At 70.3% G+C, this 15,813-nt stretch carries 18 protein-coding genes; 9 read left to right on the top strand and 9 right to left on the bottom strand.

From position 1 onward, the window contains the following. Window positions 1-28: 28 nt before the first annotated feature. Entirely contained in the window at window positions 29-1,300 is a 1,272-nt protein-coding gene (gene eno / locus CP978_RS03535; protein ID WP_043437441.1) for a phosphopyruvate hydratase, read from the top strand. A gap of 20 nt (window positions 1,301-1,320) precedes the next feature. Here the strand turns inward: eno and CP978_RS03530 are convergent, their stop codons facing one another. The 3 genes from CP978_RS03530 to CP978_RS03520 all read right to left on the bottom strand — a co-directional run bounded on the left by CP978_RS03530 (window position 1,321) and on the right by CP978_RS03520 (window position 3,193). Beyond that, window positions 1,321-2,235, bottom strand: a complete 915-nt coding sequence (locus CP978_RS03530) for a BN159_2729 family protein (RefSeq protein ID WP_043437438.1) — start codon at window positions 2,233-2,235, stop codon at window positions 1,321-1,323. Then, complete coding sequence (locus CP978_RS03525) at window positions 2,232-2,828, bottom strand: sigma-70 family RNA polymerase sigma factor (protein ID WP_052453994.1); 597 nt, start codon at window positions 2,826-2,828, stop codon at window positions 2,232-2,234. Before CP978_RS03525 ends, CP978_RS03530 begins: the two co-directional genes overlap by 4 nt. A gap of 95 nt (window positions 2,829-2,923) precedes the next feature. Further along, window positions 2,924-3,193 carry a helix-turn-helix domain-containing protein gene (locus CP978_RS03520; protein ID WP_158508317.1) on the bottom strand — a complete coding sequence of 90 codons (270 nt, stop codon included), beginning with the start codon at window positions 3,191-3,193 and terminating at the stop codon, window positions 2,924-2,926. Window positions 3,194-3,429: 236 nt separating this feature from the next. Between CP978_RS03520 and CP978_RS03515 the strand changes: the two genes are divergently transcribed. Both CP978_RS03515 and CP978_RS03510 read left to right on the top strand, forming a co-directional pair. Further along, window positions 3,430-3,906, top strand: coding sequence for a hypothetical protein (locus CP978_RS03515; RefSeq protein ID WP_043448065.1), 477 nt, complete (start codon window positions 3,430-3,432; stop codon window positions 3,904-3,906). 128 nt (window positions 3,907-4,034) lie between these two features. Beyond that, window positions 4,035-4,274, top strand: a complete 240-nt coding sequence (locus CP978_RS03510; protein ID WP_043437434.1) for a hypothetical protein — start codon at window positions 4,035-4,037, stop codon at window positions 4,272-4,274. A 130-nt stretch (window positions 4,275-4,404) separates the two neighbouring features. Here CP978_RS03510 and CP978_RS34755 read toward each other — a convergent pair whose 3' ends face one another. After that, a complete protein-coding gene (locus tag CP978_RS34755) occupies window positions 4,405-4,713 on the bottom strand; it encodes a hypothetical protein (RefSeq protein ID WP_158508316.1) in 309 nt (102 codons plus the stop codon). A gap of 850 nt (window positions 4,714-5,563) precedes the next feature. On the opposite strand from CP978_RS34755, the gene CP978_RS03505 reads away from it, so the two are divergent. The 6 genes from CP978_RS03505 (at window position 5,564) to CP978_RS03480 (ending at window position 10,116) form a co-directional block, all read left to right on the top strand. Beyond that, complete coding sequence (locus CP978_RS03505; RefSeq protein WP_043437428.1) at window positions 5,564-5,776, top strand: hypothetical protein; 213 nt, start codon at window positions 5,564-5,566, stop codon at window positions 5,774-5,776. A gap of 384 nt (window positions 5,777-6,160) precedes the next feature. Continuing rightward, a complete protein-coding gene (locus tag CP978_RS03500) occupies window positions 6,161-7,990 on the top strand; it encodes a zinc metalloprotease (RefSeq protein ID WP_063839037.1) in 1,830 nt (609 codons plus the stop codon). Continuing rightward, complete coding sequence (locus tag CP978_RS03495) at window positions 7,987-8,670, top strand: hypothetical protein (RefSeq protein WP_043437425.1); 684 nt, start codon at window positions 7,987-7,989, stop codon at window positions 8,668-8,670. The genes CP978_RS03500 and CP978_RS03495 overlap by 4 nt, the downstream gene beginning before the upstream one ends. A gap of 124 nt (window positions 8,671-8,794) precedes the next feature. Next, window positions 8,795-9,052: a helix-turn-helix domain-containing protein gene (locus CP978_RS03490; protein ID WP_043437421.1), complete on the top strand. Its 258-nt coding sequence runs from the start codon at window positions 8,795-8,797 to the stop codon at window positions 9,050-9,052. Further along, window positions 9,049-9,792, top strand: a complete 744-nt coding sequence (locus tag CP978_RS03485) for an IS3 family transposase (protein WP_052453991.1) — start codon at window positions 9,049-9,051, stop codon at window positions 9,790-9,792. The genes CP978_RS03490 and CP978_RS03485 overlap by 4 nt, the downstream gene beginning before the upstream one ends. Before the next feature lie 87 nt (window positions 9,793-9,879). Further along, complete coding sequence (locus CP978_RS03480) at window positions 9,880-10,116, top strand: hypothetical protein (protein ID WP_043437419.1); 237 nt, start codon at window positions 9,880-9,882, stop codon at window positions 10,114-10,116. Between the two features lie 48 nt (window positions 10,117-10,164). On the opposite strand, the gene CP978_RS03475 is transcribed toward CP978_RS03480, so the two are convergent. From CP978_RS03475 to CP978_RS03455, 5 genes are all read right to left on the bottom strand, one after another. Next, the gene (locus CP978_RS03475) at window positions 10,165-10,533 is read right to left on the bottom strand and encodes a helix-turn-helix domain-containing protein (RefSeq protein ID WP_043437415.1); all 369 of its coding nucleotides are present in this window, start codon (window positions 10,531-10,533) and stop codon (window positions 10,165-10,167) included. Window positions 10,534-10,658: 125 nt separating this feature from the next. Beyond that, window positions 10,659-11,117: an RrF2 family transcriptional regulator gene (locus CP978_RS03470; RefSeq protein WP_043437412.1), complete on the bottom strand. Its 459-nt coding sequence runs from the start codon at window positions 11,115-11,117 to the stop codon at window positions 10,659-10,661. Window positions 11,118-11,131: 14 nt separating this feature from the next. Beyond that, the gene (locus tag CP978_RS03465) at window positions 11,132-12,361 is read right to left on the bottom strand and encodes an acyl-CoA dehydrogenase family protein (protein ID WP_043437409.1); all 1,230 of its coding nucleotides are present in this window, start codon (window positions 12,359-12,361) and stop codon (window positions 11,132-11,134) included. 253 nt (window positions 12,362-12,614) lie between these two features. Beyond that, a complete protein-coding gene (locus tag CP978_RS03460; RefSeq protein ID WP_052453990.1) occupies window positions 12,615-14,591 on the bottom strand; it encodes an FAD/NAD(P)-binding protein in 1,977 nt (658 codons plus the stop codon). After that, window positions 14,588-15,598 (bottom strand): amino acid ABC transporter permease, encoded by a 1,011-nt coding sequence (locus tag CP978_RS03455; RefSeq protein ID WP_043437408.1) that lies wholly within the window; start codon window positions 15,596-15,598, stop codon window positions 14,588-14,590. The genes CP978_RS03460 and CP978_RS03455 overlap by 4 nt, the downstream gene beginning before the upstream one ends. Window positions 15,599-15,813 lie beyond the last annotated feature (215 nt).

Here is a 15,813-nt window from a genome sequence, read left to right as displayed (position 1 = left end):
GAGCACCGCCGTCACACCGAGGAGAATCATGTCTTTGCGGATCAGCCACCTGCACGCCGTGGAGATCCTCGACTCCCGGGCCCGCCCGACCCTCGCCGTCACCCTCACCACCGACGACGGAACCCGGGTACACGCCGGTGTGCCCTCCGGGGCGTCCACCGGTACCCGGGAAGCCGTCGAACTGCGGGACGGGGACCGGGGCCGCTACCACGGCCAGGGCGTTCTGGCGGCGGTCGGCCATGTCAACGGCGAGATCGCCCGGGCCCTCACCGGCCGCGCGTTCGCCTCGGCCGCCGACGTCGACCGGGCCCTGATCGAGCTGGACGGCACCGGGACCAAGGCCCGGCTCGGCGCCAATGCCGTCGTCGGCGTCTCGCTCGCCGTCGCACGCGCCGAGGCCGCCCTCGCCGGACGGCCGCTGTGGGCGCACCTCGCCCGGATCGCGGGCACCGAACCCCGCCTGCCCGTACCGCACTTCAATGTCGTCAACGGCGGCGTCCACGCCCCGGGCGACCTCGACTTCCAGGAGTTCATGCTCGCCCCGCTGGGCGCCCCCGGCCTGCCCGAGGCGGTCCGTGCCGGAGCCGAGATCTACACCGGGCTCAAGGCCCTTCTGTCCGCGGGCGGTCACACCACCGGCCTCGGCGACGAGGGCGGCTTCGCCCCGGCGGTCGACCGCCCCGAGAAGGTCCTGGAGCTCCTGGTGGAGGCGATCGACGCCGCCGGGTACCGGCCCGGCCGCGACGGTGTCGCCCTCGCCCTGGACCCCGCGGCCGGTGAGTTCCGTGCCGGTGACCGCTATCGGGTGGCGGGGGAGGAGCTGACCAGCGATCAGCTGATCGACCGCTATGAGGAGATCGTCGAGCGTTTCCCGGTGTGGTCGATCGAGGACGGCCTGGCCGAGGACGACTGGGACGGCTGGGTCCGCCTGACCGACCGCCTCGGCGACCGCGTGCAGGTGATGGGCGACGACATCTTCGTCACCGACCCGGCCGTCATCACGGAGGCGATCGACAGAAGGGTCGGCAACTCCGCCCTGATCAAGGTGAATCAGATCGGAACCGTCACCGAGACCCTGGAGGCGTTGCGCGTCTGCCGCGAGGCCGGCTACGCCCGGATGGTCTCCCACCGCTCCGGCGAGACCGAGGACGCCTTCATCGCCGATCTGGCCGTCGGCACGGGCTGCGGCCAGATCAAGTCCGGTGCGCCCGCCCGCGGGGAACGCGTCGCCAAGTACAACCGGCTCATCGAGATCGGTGAGGAGGACCGGGCGCTGCCCTTCGGCCTCACCACCGGCTGAGCCCCGTTCCGGCCGGGTGTTCATGGGGTGTGTTCGGTGCCGGGCCGGGTGGGGGTGGTGGGGTCGGTCTCGACGGGGATGAGAGGGCCGTTGGTCGTGATGATGGAGGTGAGGGGGTAGACGGGGCCGCCGGTGTTGCCGAGGGCGAGCAGCGGGGTGTCGTCCTGCTGGCGCTGACCGAGATAGAGCCATGTCTGGCCGTGGCGGTCGAGGTGGGCGCGGGCGAGGTCGTAGACACGGCCTGCCAGGTGGAACGGTTCGCGGGCGGCCTCTGCGGCTTCGTCGAGGAGGCGGGGGACCTCGTGACCGGTGAGGTGGACGTCGACGCCGTCGATGTGTCCGGTGGCGGTCTGGGCGTCTCCGGTGCGCACGGTGGGTGTGGCGAGCGGGGCACCGATCAGGGCCAGCCAGTATTCCCAGTCGCTGAGCGAGAAGGCGCGGATATGGACGGCGATGTGGTCGTGGTCCGGGACGATCTGCAGCACTTCGAGCCGGCCGGCACTGCCGGCCTGCAGCATGGCCGCCGCGGCCACCGCCCTGACCTGTCTGTCGCCGGCGGTGCGCGGGTCGTCCGCAGCGGCGGTCCGGGCGGCCGGGTCGATCATGCCGGACTGCCGGGCCGGGGGCACCGTGACCGGTACGTCCGCCACTCCGCGCGGGGCGGCGTCGGACGGGGCGTTCGTGTCGTGGAATGCCGGGCCCGCGAAGGTGTCGGCGGCCCCGTGGGCGTCCCGGATGTCCTGAACCGCCTCGGGGAGGCTGTGCGGTGTCTGATGCTGTTCCTGCAGCCGTCTGAGGGCCTGGGCGCCGCCGGTCTCCACCAGCCGCCCGTGGGCGTGCAGGCCGGCGATGAACTGGCGGGCCAACTGGGTGAGCCGTTCGGTCAGTTCACGCTCGATGTCGGCCTCGGCGCGGTCTTCGGGGGTGGCCGTCATGCCGCCGCCCCCGTGTAGACCTTGCGGAGGGAGTCGAGCGCGCGCCACTGGAGGGTCTTGACGGCGGCGTCGGTGGTGCCCATGGTGCGGGCGGTCTCGCTGATGGACAGCTCACCCAGGAACCGCAGCCGGATGACCGCCTGCTGACGGGGCGTGATCTCGGACAGGGCATCGAGCAGGTCGGCCAGGGTGAGGGCGGACAGGGCGGTGTCCTCGGCGGTGTTCGCCGGGACCGCCCAGGCGTCCTGCACACAGGTGATCTGGTCGACGAAGGTCAGACGCCGTGTCGCGGCGACTTTGAAATGGTCGGCGACCACATTGCGGGCGATCGTGCACAGCCAGGCACGGATCGGCGTACCCGTCCACCTGAAGGTGCCGATCTTGGCCCACGCCTTGACGAAGACATCGGCGGTGAGATCCTCGGCCAGTGCCGGATTCGACCTGACGCGGTGACCGACGAATGCGGCGATCATGTCGTAGTGCATCCGGTACAGCTCGCCGAATGCCTCCCGATCGCCTTGCTGGGCGCGGGTGATGAGGGCCGGTTCCCTCGTGGTGGGGCCGCTGGACACGGCCTGAGCCTCAGAGATCAAGGCCTGCTCCCGATCGTGAGTGGATGAAAGATGGTGGGCTGGTGTGTGGTGGGATCGCCGTGGTCCGCGGCCCGGTCCGGGGGTCTTCCGGGCTGTCAGCGCCGTGCACGCCCCCGCCCGGCTCCGGCCGCCGCCGGCCGTGGGCGCGGGACGACGGTCGGCCGCACGGTCAGCGGGTCGTCGTAGACGAGCATGTCGAGCTGGAGCTGGTAGGCGTCGCGCAGCGTCCACAGCGTGGCCAGGCTCGGCTGTTTCGTCCCGGCGGCGAGCCGGTGGAGCGTCGACCTGCTGATACCGGTGCGCTGCGCCACGTCGGCGACACTCTCGTCACCGAACTCCCTGGCCTTTACCAGGAGCTTGGCCATGTGGAGGCGGAGCATGGTCAGGGGACCCCCTCAGCGACTTGCATCCGTACGGCTGACCCGCACGCACGCAACGTATGGAAGTTGCCAGACTGAAGTGACGCAAGGGTATTTTGATTCGCACACAGGTACGAGATCGACCACTTGGCCTGCGGGTATGTCGATCTAGGCCCTTGACCTGCAAAGGTGCACGCATGCAACTAGTTTGTTGGTGCATGCATGCGCGCTACCCTCCGGGCATGCGGAGCTTGGAAGATTCACACCACGGGACCCGGGGCAGTCGGCAGGCGCAGGCGCGGCGGGTCGGCGCGTATCTCACCGCGGTCGCGATCGCGGCGGGGTACGACGTCCGCCGGCGGCAGGGCGGCCGGGCGCAACTGGCGGCCGTCACCGGGCTGAGCCTGGCCACCGTCTGCCGGACGCTGGACGGAAAGACCCTGCCGCTGCCCTCACAGCTGACGAAGTGGGCGGCGGGCCTCAACCTCGACCATCGAGTGATGTTGTTGGAGAGCGGCTTCATCCCGGAACAGCAGCAACTCCACCTCGCTGGGCGGGAGGTCGCCGCGGCGGCGCTCTCCCCGGACGAGGCCATGAACGCGTGGGGGATCACCGATCCCATCATCCGCCGGACACTGAACGGGACCATCGTCCATGCGATCAGGCTCCAGGAGGAACTCGACGCGGACGGCGGGCGGGAGGCCGCCTTGCGGGGCTGAGGTGAACCGGCGCGTTCACGTTCACCGGGACGTGTTACGGATATCCTCCCACCGTGCCAGGATCAGCGAGGTGCAAATAGTGCGCTGACGAGAGGGGGGAGCAGGTGCTCGTCGTACGAGGGACTTCGGTGATCGCTGTCGTCCGTGGCAGTACCGGTGAGCCGGTGATTTTACTTCCCGGTGACCCGCACCAGGAAGTACCCGAGGCAACGCTGACCGATATCATCAGGGCTGCCGCCGCCGTTCTCAGTGCGGCCGAACTCCGGACCGTCAGCAGGGCCATCACTGCTTTGGCGACGGACCAGGTGGATTTCTGTGTCGCGATCGGGGAAACCGTCTTGACGGTCTATCGGCTGACGGCCGGTTGAGTTCCGGTGAAAAGGGTGCGGGAGTCTGTCGGCGATGGGGGTCCCGGCAGCGGTGTCTTTCCAGCGCGCCGCCCGCCGTCGGAAAACCGACGGCGGGCGGCACTGTTTTTCTGAAGTGGACTAGCGACGCTCAGCGGCGCCCGTAGGGGTAGCAGTCCCACCGGTACGAGTGGTGGTTGTGGTGCCGGTGCCGGTCCCACCCGTGGTGCCGGTCGCAGTAGCGCAGCCGGTAGCCGCCCGGGTGCCGGTGGTCGCGGTATCGCCCCACCTCACCGTGGCGGTGGTGGGAGGGGCCGTGGTCGCGATCGAACGAGGGCGCGGCCGGCGCCATGGCGGCCGGGCTGTGCATCGGGGCGGCGATCGCCTCTGCTGAGACGGGCACCACGACGGTCCCGGCTGTCAGAAGCGCAACCGCCACTGCCTTGGCAATGGTCTTCAACTTGATCTCCTTTCGAACAGCAGGAATTCGATCTTTCCTGCCGTTGGATCCGACATTACCCCGAACTTCGTGCGCTCCAGCGAGAAGTGATGTGCACTCAGGCCTTCCGGCCGGCCGGGGTGACCTTTGAAAGCAACAGCTCAGCGGCCTTTCCGGGCAAGCCTGAAGCGGCGCATCTCTCGTGTCCGAAACACTCGTTAAGGCGAATTGCGGGATGTGTCGGCTCGGGTTGTGGGGCCGGTTCGCGGCATGGTGAAAATGTCCTCTCCCCGGCGAATCCCTGTCCTGGAAAGCCCCGTATTTTCTGGAGTCTGAAATTGCGTCAGATGTCCCGCCGCCTGCTGCTTCACGGCCGGGCGACAGGTGATATCCGCCAGTGGTTTGCCCTGGCTTTTAAGGAGAAATTTCCCTGACCGGCCGGTCGTGCCGGCCCCGCTCTCATGCCTGAGGGGGCGTCAGCCTGGCAGAAGTGAACGGCAGTACGCTTCTGGACACATGTCGGATATAGACGGTTTGCGTTTGCCCTTCCGGTTCGACTACCGTCCGGAGCCTCCGGACGAACTGTTCGGAGACTCCGGACGGTGGGGTCGGCGTAGGGCCGCTGGTTTCCCGGTGGTTCCGCCGTGTCCCGCTCCTCGGCCTGGTCTCCGCATGACCCGGCTGCACGGAGCGGACCCCCCTCGTCCGGACCCTGCGGCGCGCTCGTGCGGACGACTCGCTGTGCACCGTCGCCGGCATACGCCGACAGGCGCGAAGCAAGGCCGAACGGCGGCCGAACGGCATGTTCCCGCCGTGCCCGACAGGCTCTTGTTTCGCTCACACAACACTGCAACGAATGAAAGGTGTTCCCATGAACATGGACCAGCTCGAGGCCGAGACCGCGGAACTGCTGCCCGGGCGCGAGGCGCTGGGGAAGTTCTCGTTCAACTTCACCAAGATGAGCAACATCACCAAGAAGACCGCCCACGTGGACGCCCACAATGAGTCGGCCGCGCTCAACCAGTGCTCGCCGTACGCTGTCGCCCAGTCCGAGGCCTCCCAGGCCATCAGCGTTCAGCAGTAACACGCAGGCGCCGCAGGGTCAGGTCGGCGGACCTGGCCCTGCTCCCTGTCTCCGCCGGGCCCCCGCGGCACGTCCGCTCCCGCTTCGTGGTGATGCGGCGTACGGCCGTCCGTCCTGACGGGAGGCCTGGCAGCCCCCGTCGTGCGCCCTGTCCCGTGACCGCGCCGGGCGGCCCCCGGGATCGAACGGCAACACTCAACGGCCGCCGGGAACGCGCACCTTCACAACAACGCGAGACGCGCCTTGGAGAAGAGAATGACAGCGTCCGAAGAACGAAACAGCTTCAGAACGCTGAACGCTCGGCTCCCGCCCCCCTGGGAGGGGCCTCCTCCGCAGACGTCCGCCGGCGGTGCCCCGGACCCGTCCGCGTACCCGGCTCACACCATGGCCCCCGACAGCTTCCTCACCAAGCCCGGTGCCGGGCCCGTTCCCCGGCTGAGCAGCGGCCTGCAGACCCTCGGCGAATACCAGGGGTCGGGTTTCACCGAGCGCAAGTACCTCGTCCGGCGAGGCGACGGGCAGGTCATCCAACTGTCCCGGCTGCTCTACCTCGTGGTGAGTTCCGTCGACGGCGTACGTGACGCCGAGACGATCTCCCATCGGGTGAGCGGGCGCTACGGGGCCGAGGTCAGCACGGAGAACGTCGTGCACCTGGTGGAGCACAGACTCACGCCCCTCGGTATCACCCTCCCCTTCGGTGACCACCCCGGAGAACTCTCCACCCCCCGCACGGATCTGCTCCTCGCCCTGCGGGGCCACAAAGTGATCTTCAACGAGGCGCAGGTGGCCCGGATCGCCGCCGCGCTCGCCTGGCTGCACCGGCCGCCCGTCGTGGCGCTGGTCCTCGCCGGCACCGCCGTCATGGACGTCTGGCTCTTCGGCGTCCACGGAGCCATGACATCCGTGCTGCAGGTCCTCCAACAGCCGCTGTGGATGCTCATCGTCTTCGTACTCACCGTCGCCTCCCTCGTCTTCCATGAATTCGGGCACGCGTCGGCCTGCCGCTACAGCGGCGCCGTACCCGGAAAGATCGGATGCGGCATCTTCCTGATCTGGCCCTCCATGTACACGGACGTCACCGATGTGTACCGGATCGGGCGGACCGGCCGCCTGCGCACCGGACTGGGAGGCGTGTACTTCAACGTCATCTTCATGCTGGCCCTCACCGGGGGCTACCTCCTCACCGGCCAGTCCTTCTTTCTCGCCGCGGTCTACCTCGCACACTTCGAGGTCCTCGAACAGCTGATGCCGGCGGTGCGCCTGGACGGCTACTACATCCTGGGCGACCTGGCGGGTGTCCCCGACCTGTACAGCAAGGTCAGGCCCATCCTGCTGAGCATGCTGCCCGGACGGAAGCGCACCGCCGGCGGTGCGGACGGCCTCAAGCGCTCGGCCCGGATCACCGTCACGGTGTGGATCCTGACCATGATCCCCCTGCTGCTGGCGGAGGGGGCCTACGCCCTGTGGAACCTGCCACGTCTGCTCACCACCGCGCTGCGCAGCCTCTCGGTCCAGTACTCCGGAACGTACTCGGCGTTCGCCGAGGGGCATGTGGCTGCCGGGCTGGTCGGTGTCATCGGCATGCTCATGCTGCTGTGCCCGATGGCAGGAGGCATCTATCTCGCGGGCCGGCTGGGGAGCCGCCTGCTGCGCGCCACGATGAAGGCGACAGCGGGGAAGCCCGCGATGCGTCTCGCCCTGGCCGCCGCGACCGCCGCGGGCTGCGCCGTCCTCGGGTTCGCCTGGGTACAGGGACTCACCCCCAAGCCCCTTCCCGAGGCGTCACCCGTCACTCCCGTCCTCCAGCCCGGCGTGCCCACCACCCGGGCCCCGCACCCCGCCCCCACCGGGTCCCGGACCCGACACCCGGTCAGCACTCCGCCGCAGAGCAGACGATCCGCCCCGGGCAACAGCACCCCGTCCCCCGGGACCGGCCGCTCCACCTCCCGGGTGATCCCGCCCGCAGCCCCGGCAACCTCCCCCGCGGCTTCCGCCGGCTCGCCCACCGTCGCCACGGCACCGACCGGCCCTCCCTCCGCAAGCGCTCCCACCGCCCCGCCCACCCGCCTTCCCGAGAGCCCGACCGCCTCGGTGTCCTTCTCTCCCCCACCCCAGGAGACGGCCACGGCCTCCGACTCGCCCTCGGCCGCGGCGCCCTCAGACCGTGATCCTTCCGACGCCGCACACCGGCCCACCCACAGGAGACAACCATGAACCACCGCAAGCCGCGAACTCCCAGGACCACCAGGAAGGCGGCCGGTCTCGGCATCGTCGCGACCGCCGGACTCGCCCTGGCCGCCGGCACCACAACGGCAGACGCCAGCCCCGGCTCGTCCCGTATCTCCCACGCCATCGCCATCGCAGTGGACATGGCACACAGCCACGCCGACAGGATCCATGTGACACAGTTCGACCAGTCCTTCAGCGTCCACGAGTACGGCCCGGCCGTCGCCGTGACGGCGAACAACCGGGCCACGGCGGAGTCGGTGGGCTGCTCCGCCGAGGACCCCTGCCGCTCGATCGCCCTCTCCTACCAGATCGTCACCACAGCAGGAAAAGACGCCCGCCTCGTCAACGCCACCAACATCAGCCGGGCGGCCAACGAGCACTGCCCGTCATGCCAGACACTGTCCGCGGCCTATCAGTTCGTGGTGGCCATGCCACGGGGAATCCGCCTCAGCCGCCAGGCGCACAGCGAACTCAACTCGATCAGTCACCAGGTGAATGCCCTCAGGGTCTCTCACCTGCCGGTCCCCGAGATCACCCAACGGGCCGACCAGCTCGCCCGTGAAGTGAAGACCATCCTCGACCGAGAGGCGGCACGCACACCCCGGGCCGGCGACCGGGAGGCCGGCTTCCGGCCGACCGTGACGATGCACCGACACGTCAGGTGACATCCCGTCCAGGACGCTCAGGGCTGTGGACTCCCACCGCAGCCCTGAGCACTGCGGCGGAACACTCCGCCGGACCGGAACACCAGCACCTCTCCCGTCAACCCCAGCCAGGAAGTGAGCCCCGGTGAGCAGCCCCCATCCCGCAGCGGTACGCCATCACGCACTGAAGCTCATGGCCCAGGGGCGCTCCGTCAAAGACGTCGCCCAGGACCTCGGGCTCCCTGAGCAGACCGTGTACCGCTGGCACCGCACCAGCATCTCTCAGTCCAGGCTGAGGCAGGCACACGCCCGTATCGAAAAGCTGGAGGGCGAGATCGCCGTGTGCCGGCAGGTGATCAACCTGATGAGAGAAGTGGTGCCCCCAAAAGGCGATACGAAGTGATCTCCGCGATGGCCGAAGGAGGCTCCCCGGCGCGAAGAATCATCAAGCTTCTCGGCGTCTCGGAGTCCGGCTACTACGCGTGGCGTGACCGTACCCCGTCGGCCCGGTCGTTGCGCCACGCCTGGCTGACCCGGATCATCCTGGACATCTATCTCTCCTCCGGTTCGACCTTCGGCTACCGCCGCATCCGGCAGGAACTCGGCCGCCGCTACGGCGTCAAGGTCAGCCATGGCACGGTGGAGCTCCTCATGAGCAGGACCGGTATCCGCGGCAGGTCAGGACCGCTCCGCGACGGCGCGCCCGCCGCCGTCGCCGGGGTCCCCAGCCGGCGATGGATCATCGACGTCTTCTCCTGCGCGGCACCGGAGAGCACCCTGTGTGCCGCCGTCGTGCTCGATGTGACATCGCAGCGCCTGGTGAGCTGGAGCACGGGCCCCACCGTGAGCGCCCTGCTCGTCGACCGCGCACTCGACGACGCCATCACCCGGGAGGCCGCCGCGGAACCGGTCCCGGACACCGCGCGGGGGAACCTCGTCGGATGCTCCTTCACCGAGCGGGCGTACACCCTGAGACGTATGCCCGATGTCGGCGCCGTCGGCGACCGCTACGAGCACACCATAGTCGACGCGTTCTGGGAGAACGTGCGCCGTGAACTCGGGGACCGTGACGACGGCCGGCACCCGGAAGAACTCGAGGAGACCCTGCGGAACATTCTCGAGGACTCCGTCCGCAGGGAATGAGACACGAAGGCCGGGACGTCCGCGCCCAGGCCGGAGGCCGCACGGCCCCCTCGCCGCCGTTCAGTTACCCGACGCAATGACGGAGACATGGACATCACACCACCCCTGCCGATCGCCGAGGAATTCAGGGCCGAGATGGACACGGAACGGACTCTGACGGCGTCGCAGGCGCATCAGGTGCTGCTGTACTGCGCCCTGGACGCGGCATGCGTACCGATGGACCCCCGCGACATGCAAGCGATCGTCAGGGTGGCGGAACTCGACTGGGCGACGGTTCAGCGACTGATCAACTGGATCAGAGCCGCCGGAACCGGGAGGTTCTGAGCGCCCGTCCGCTCCGTGCCCCGCACGACCCGCGAAGCCGGATCCGCCCTACGACTCCCCGGCCCGCAGCAGGGACTCGACGAGCACCGCCACATGCCGACGGTCCGCCGGACTGAGCTTGTGCACACTGGCGACCAGGATCTCCACCTCGGGATCCGTGCTCTCGGACGCGTTCTCGAAGTAGATGTTGACACCCGCGGCCTCCGCCGCAGCCCGCTGCACAGGTGCCACCGGTATGCCCAGACCCCTTGCCAGGCCTTCCAGTGTGGTCTGCTGAGGCATCTGCGCCAGCCGCGCCGATGTCGCCAGATGGTGAACGGTGGAGCGAGAGATACCGCCGCGGCGCGCTACATCGCTGTAGGACCATCCCTTCTCCTCCAGCTTGCTCTTGATTATGTCCTGCAGTGTGTTGGGCACCGCTGGTTCTTCCTGTGTGTGGGAGGCTGACGGCCGCTTGTCAATGAGTCTAACGGCGCTGCCGCCGGGTCGTTCTGCACGATTTTCCCGGCGAAGGCCGATCGGACGCCCACCCCGACGGCACGTCAGGGATTCCCCCACGCTCCCGGTACGTCGGTCAGTGCGGACACATGGGCGGGCAGCCGGGCCGCGGCCACATCGGCGAGCGACACGCCCTCCAGGATCTCGCGGACATTGGAGCGCAGGGCGATCCACAGGGGCAGCAGCGACTCGGCGGGGCCGCTGTAGGACAGCTGCGGGGGACGCACCCCGCGCACCGAGACCAGCGGTCCGTCCACGACGCGGATGACATCGGCGATGCTGATGGCCTCGGCGGGCCTGGCCAGACGGTAGCCGCCGTTGCCGCCGCGCCGGCTGAGCACCAGACCGCCGCGCCGCATGTCGTTGAGGATGCCTTCGAGGTACTTGTGCGGGATGTCCTGGGCCTCGGCGATGGCCTCGGCCTTCAGCGGCTCGTCGTCCCCGGACGCGGCGAGCTGCAGCGCGGCACGTACCGCATAGTCCGCCCTGGCCGAGATCCGCATGCGCCCATTATTCCTCAGGCGGGCAGGACGAACGGAGGGTGTGCTCCGTTGAGGAAGTAGTCCCCGACGTCACGCAGCCGATGGGCGAGGGGCTCGTACAGGGTGTGGGTGCGGGTGTCGCGCCAGAAGCGGTCGAGGCCCCGCCCGGCGGAGGCGGAGCGGACGCCGATGATGCCCAGGGCGCGGGCGCTGGACTCCTGAGCGGCCCTGGCGGCGGCCGCCTCGGCCATGGCCACCAGCACGGAGATGTCCGCGCACTCGTCGTAGCCGAGGTCCTCGCCGCGCGCCAGCCCGCCGCTCACGGCATCCACCGCCTGAGCGGCGAGCGCGGATGCGGAGCGGGTGAGTACGGCGAGTTCTCCGTAGCAGGCCAGCAGCTGGGGATCCTGGGCGGAGCCGGCCGGGCGGGCGGGGTGCCAGGGGGCGCGGTCCGCCCGGCGGTACTCACGCGCTTCGGAGAGCACCCCCTCCGCCAGGCCCAGGAGGAGCTGGACGGAGACCAGGTGACCGACCGGAGACGCCAGGGCGGTCCGGGGCGAGAGAAGGTCCTCGTCCGCGGAGAGGGAACCGAGGATGTCGTCGGCGCCGACCCGTACGGCGTCGAACTCCACGCTCCCGCCGGCCGCGAGCCGCTGACCGAAGGTGTCGGCGTCGTCGTGGACGCTCACCCCGCGCCGTGCGGGGTCGACGACGACGGCGAGGGGTTCGCCGGTGTCGGCCCGCACCGCCCGCACGGCGAGACGGTCGGCGACCAGGACTCCGGTGGCATAGCTCTGCCGGCCGTCGAGTACCGCGCCACGGGCGGTCCTGGCCAGCGTCGGAGACGGTTCCTGGTGGGCCAGACCCCCGCCCCAGCACCACTGCTGAGCCGCGGAGCGCTGCTCGAGCCGCGCGGCGGGGGCCGGACCGGAGAAGAACCGGGCGCTCCAGGACACGAAGTAATGACAGCCGAGGAGTCGAGCGATCGAGCCGTCGGCCGCGGCGATCTCCCGGACCACCGCGCAGGCGGTGGCCCAGTCCGCGCCGCCGCCCCCGGACCCGGCCGCGGTCAGCAGGGTCAGCAGCCCCGCCTCCCGCAGCCGGGACACCTCGTCGAACGGGGCCTTGCCGGACTGTTCCCTGGCCACCGCGTCCGTGGCCAGATCGTCCGCCGCCTCGCGGGCCACCCGCAGCCAGTGCGCTCGGCCGGGCCCGGACGGATCGGAGGGCGGGGCGGGACAGGACGGCGCGGAGGCAACGCCCATGGAAGTGGTCTCCTCGAGGTCGGCCGCGGAGCCGCGGCGCCGGGGCGGTGTGCCTTAGAGGTCGGCGGGCGGCGCCGACGAGGTGCCCGAAGCCGCCCTGCCGGCGGCCGATGAGCCGTGGTGTGGGGGACATGGGCATCATCCTCCGCATCCCCGCCGGGCGCCGTCAAGGATTTTCCTAGTAATTCGGTAGGGAAAGTAGGGAAGAAGGGGTGCCTGGTCAGGGTCGGTCTGTTCAACGGGGTTCATGGGTTCACACCTTGAGGGCCCTGACGGCCACCGGTGGTGTCCCCGATCCGGCCCCGGGAGCGCCGAGGGCGCGCAGCAGGGCGCGGGCCACCGCGTCGTTCTCGCGGAAGGCCGGGGCGTCGGTGCGGGGGCGGGCGAAGGCGCCGACGGCCCGGGTGTTGGTGGGGGCGCCGAGGGCGATACGGCGGGGGTGGGGGCCGCCGAGGGTGGGGTCGACGAGGTGGGCGTCGGTGGGGGAGACGGTCAGCAGGCCGGGGCGATGGGTGTGGGTGGCGTCCGCGACGACCTCCTCGGCGACCGCGCCCTCCCGGAGCAGCCCACGCAGCAGCGGGTCCTCGGTGCGGGCCAGAGAGGGGCCGGGCAGATATGCCTCGATCAGGGCCGTGCCGTGGAAGGAACGGCCGGGCAGGGTACGGCTCCTGGCGACGAAGGTGCCGGTGGTCTCGTCGGTGTCGATCCGGATGCCCGCCCCCAGGAAGCGCACGGTCCCGGCCCGGGACAGGGCCTGCAGCTGACGCAGCCGGAAGCCGGGCGGGCCGGACGCGAGGAAGCTGAAGTAGCCGTTCCACCAGCCGTCGAGATCGTCGGCGACCGAGCGTGCGGTGAGCCGGCCGGAGGCGACCAGAGGGGACAGCCGGCCGTAGACGGAGAGCAGGGCGAGGAACGCCCCGAGATCGGCGCTGAACTGCGGGTCCTCGCGGCGGGCGACGTCCCGGGCGACATAGCTCCGCAGATGTTCCTGAAACACCTCGGGCGAGGTGAACGACAGGCCCTCCAGGGGGCGGTCCAGAGCCTCGAGGTCGAGCCGGTCCGCCGGGTCGGGCACGGCGGCGCCGACCAGGGCGCGCATATCGTCGGAGTACCACTCGAGGCGGTCGTACGCGGCCAGGAACCCGGCCCAGGGCATGGTCGTACGCCCGGGGTGGGCGTGGAAAAGCTCGTGGTAGTGGCCGAAGCCGATCTCCTTGGCCATCGACGGCCACACATCGCGCCGCAGATCCAGTGGCCGGCCCTCGGCCAGCAGGGCGTCCACCGCGGCGGGGCCGAAGTGGCGCGGCAGCGGCGGCCGGGGGCCCCGGAGCCGGTAGCGGGTCTTGGCGTGGTACGGAACCCCGCGCCGCGATCCGATGTGGAGCACCGGCTCGCGACCGGACGGAAGGTAGTCGAGGGTGCCGTCGGGCCCGGTGCGGTAGGTGCCCCCGCGTCCCTCGGTCAGCAGCGCCATCAGATCGATGAAGGCCAGCCCGAAGCCCCGCACCAGGACATGTTCGCCGGGCCGCAGCGCCGACAGATCGGCGTCGGCGGAGAACTCCGGAGGGAGATGGAAGCGGCCGTGCCGGCGGGCGAAGTCCGCGTGGCCACGGTGCGACGGGTCCGGTGCGGAGCCCAGGTGCCCCTGGGCGAGCACCACCAGGTCGGCGTCCAGCGGGCCGGAGCCGTCGGCCAGCCGCACGCGCTGCGGGCCGTCCGGGGGGCCGGTGACGGCGGTGGCCGTGGTGCGGTGCCACTCCACGGTGACGGACGGCGGCAGTTCGGCCAGCACCCGGCGGAACGCCCAGTCCAGATAGGCGCTCTGGGCCCGCCGGGTGGGGAACTCGGTTCCGCCGAGGACGCGCAGTTCGGCGAGCACCTCGGGATCCGCGGGCTCGGCGTACGGTGCGAAGCGCTCACCCCGCCCGGCGAACTGGGCCGCCCACTCGGCCAGCGAGGGGCCCGGGCGGACCGGGCCGTCGATCGTGGAGGACTCGTCGGTGAACAGGGTGACATCCTCGGCCATGGAGTTCATCCGCAGCAGCGGGGACTGCTCGCGCCGCCAGATCCGCCCCGGGCCCGGCGGGTGCGGATCGACCAGATGGATGACCAACTCACGGTCCCCCTCCCACAGTTCCGGGGCGTTGGCGGCGATGCGCTCCAGCAGACCGGTGGCGCGGGGGCCCGCGCCGACGACGACCAGGACGGCGGTGGAGCGGGCGGCGCTCACCGGTCACCACCGATCGAGGGCCGGGCCCCGGCGGCGGACGCGGTGCGCAGCCGGGCGCGAAGCACGACCAGATCGCCGCGCAGCCGTTGCAGGGGAGTGGGCGGCAGGGCATGGGCCGAGCCGCGGGCGTAGTGGCGCTCCACATAGGACTGCCCGGCGCCGAGGACCGTGGTGATGGCGATGTACCAGAGGGTGGCCACCATCAGCAGCGGGATGACCTGATAGGTCTGGTTGTAGACCAACTGCACCGAGTACAGCAGGTCGTGCACCGCCAGCACGCTGACGATGCTGGTCCCCTTCAGGGTGCCGATCAGCATGTTCCCCGCGGTCGGCACGATGGAGCGCATCGACTGCGGTATCACGATCCGGCGCAGCGTACGGCGTCTGCTCAGACCGAGTGCCTGGGCCGCCTCGGTCTGCCCGGGGTCCACGGAGAGGATGCCGCCGCGCACCACCTCGGCGGCATAGGCGGCCTCGTGCAGGGTCAGACCGACGACGGCGGTCACGGTGGGGCCGAGCAGATCGACCGTCTTGACGGAGACGAACTGGGGGCCGAACGGGATGCCGAGGCCCAGCGTCGGATAGAGGGCGCCGATGTTGAACCAGAACAGCAGCTGCACCAGCAGCGGGGTGGAGCGGAAGATCCATACATAGCCCCAGCTCAGCGCGCGCAGCACGGGGTTGGCGGACAGCCGCATCACCGCGAGCAGGGTGCCGAGCAGAAAGCCGAGCACCATCACCGCGCAGGTCAGCCAGAGGGTCAGCAGCAGCCCTTCGAGCACGGCGGACGTGGTGAAGTACCGGCTCACCACGTCCCATTGGAAGGCCTGGTTACGGGCAACGGAGTCGACCACCATGGCCAGGCACAACAGGGCGACCGCGGCGGCCAGCCGGCGGCCCGGGCGGCGGCGCGGCACGATACGCGGCAGATCACGGGAGCCGGGCGAGTGCTTGACGGCGCCCGGGGCGCCGGCATCGGGAAGGGTGACTTCGGAGGGCGTGACCATCGGGAGGTTCTCCGGAGGGGGAGGCGCGGATGTCATGACGATCCGGCGGCACTCGTACGCGGGCGTCGCACCGGCGGTGCAGGGGTGCTCGCTCGCTCATGGGCACGGTGCCACCAGGGGGTGGCGTCATCACGCTCGCCGCGTCCCTCAACGCGACCGGAGCGGTTCCGTGACAGGGAGACCGATCCGCCGTCGATCGTAAGTGCCCGGTGCAC

Origin of the sequence: Streptomyces nodosus (assembly GCF_008704995.1) — a bacterium.
GTDB lineage: Bacteria > Actinomycetota > Actinomycetes > Streptomycetales > Streptomycetaceae > Streptomyces > Streptomyces nodosus.
The sequence above is the reverse complement of the archived record's forward strand: the minus strand, read 5'-3'. Positions and strand labels throughout refer to the sequence as shown.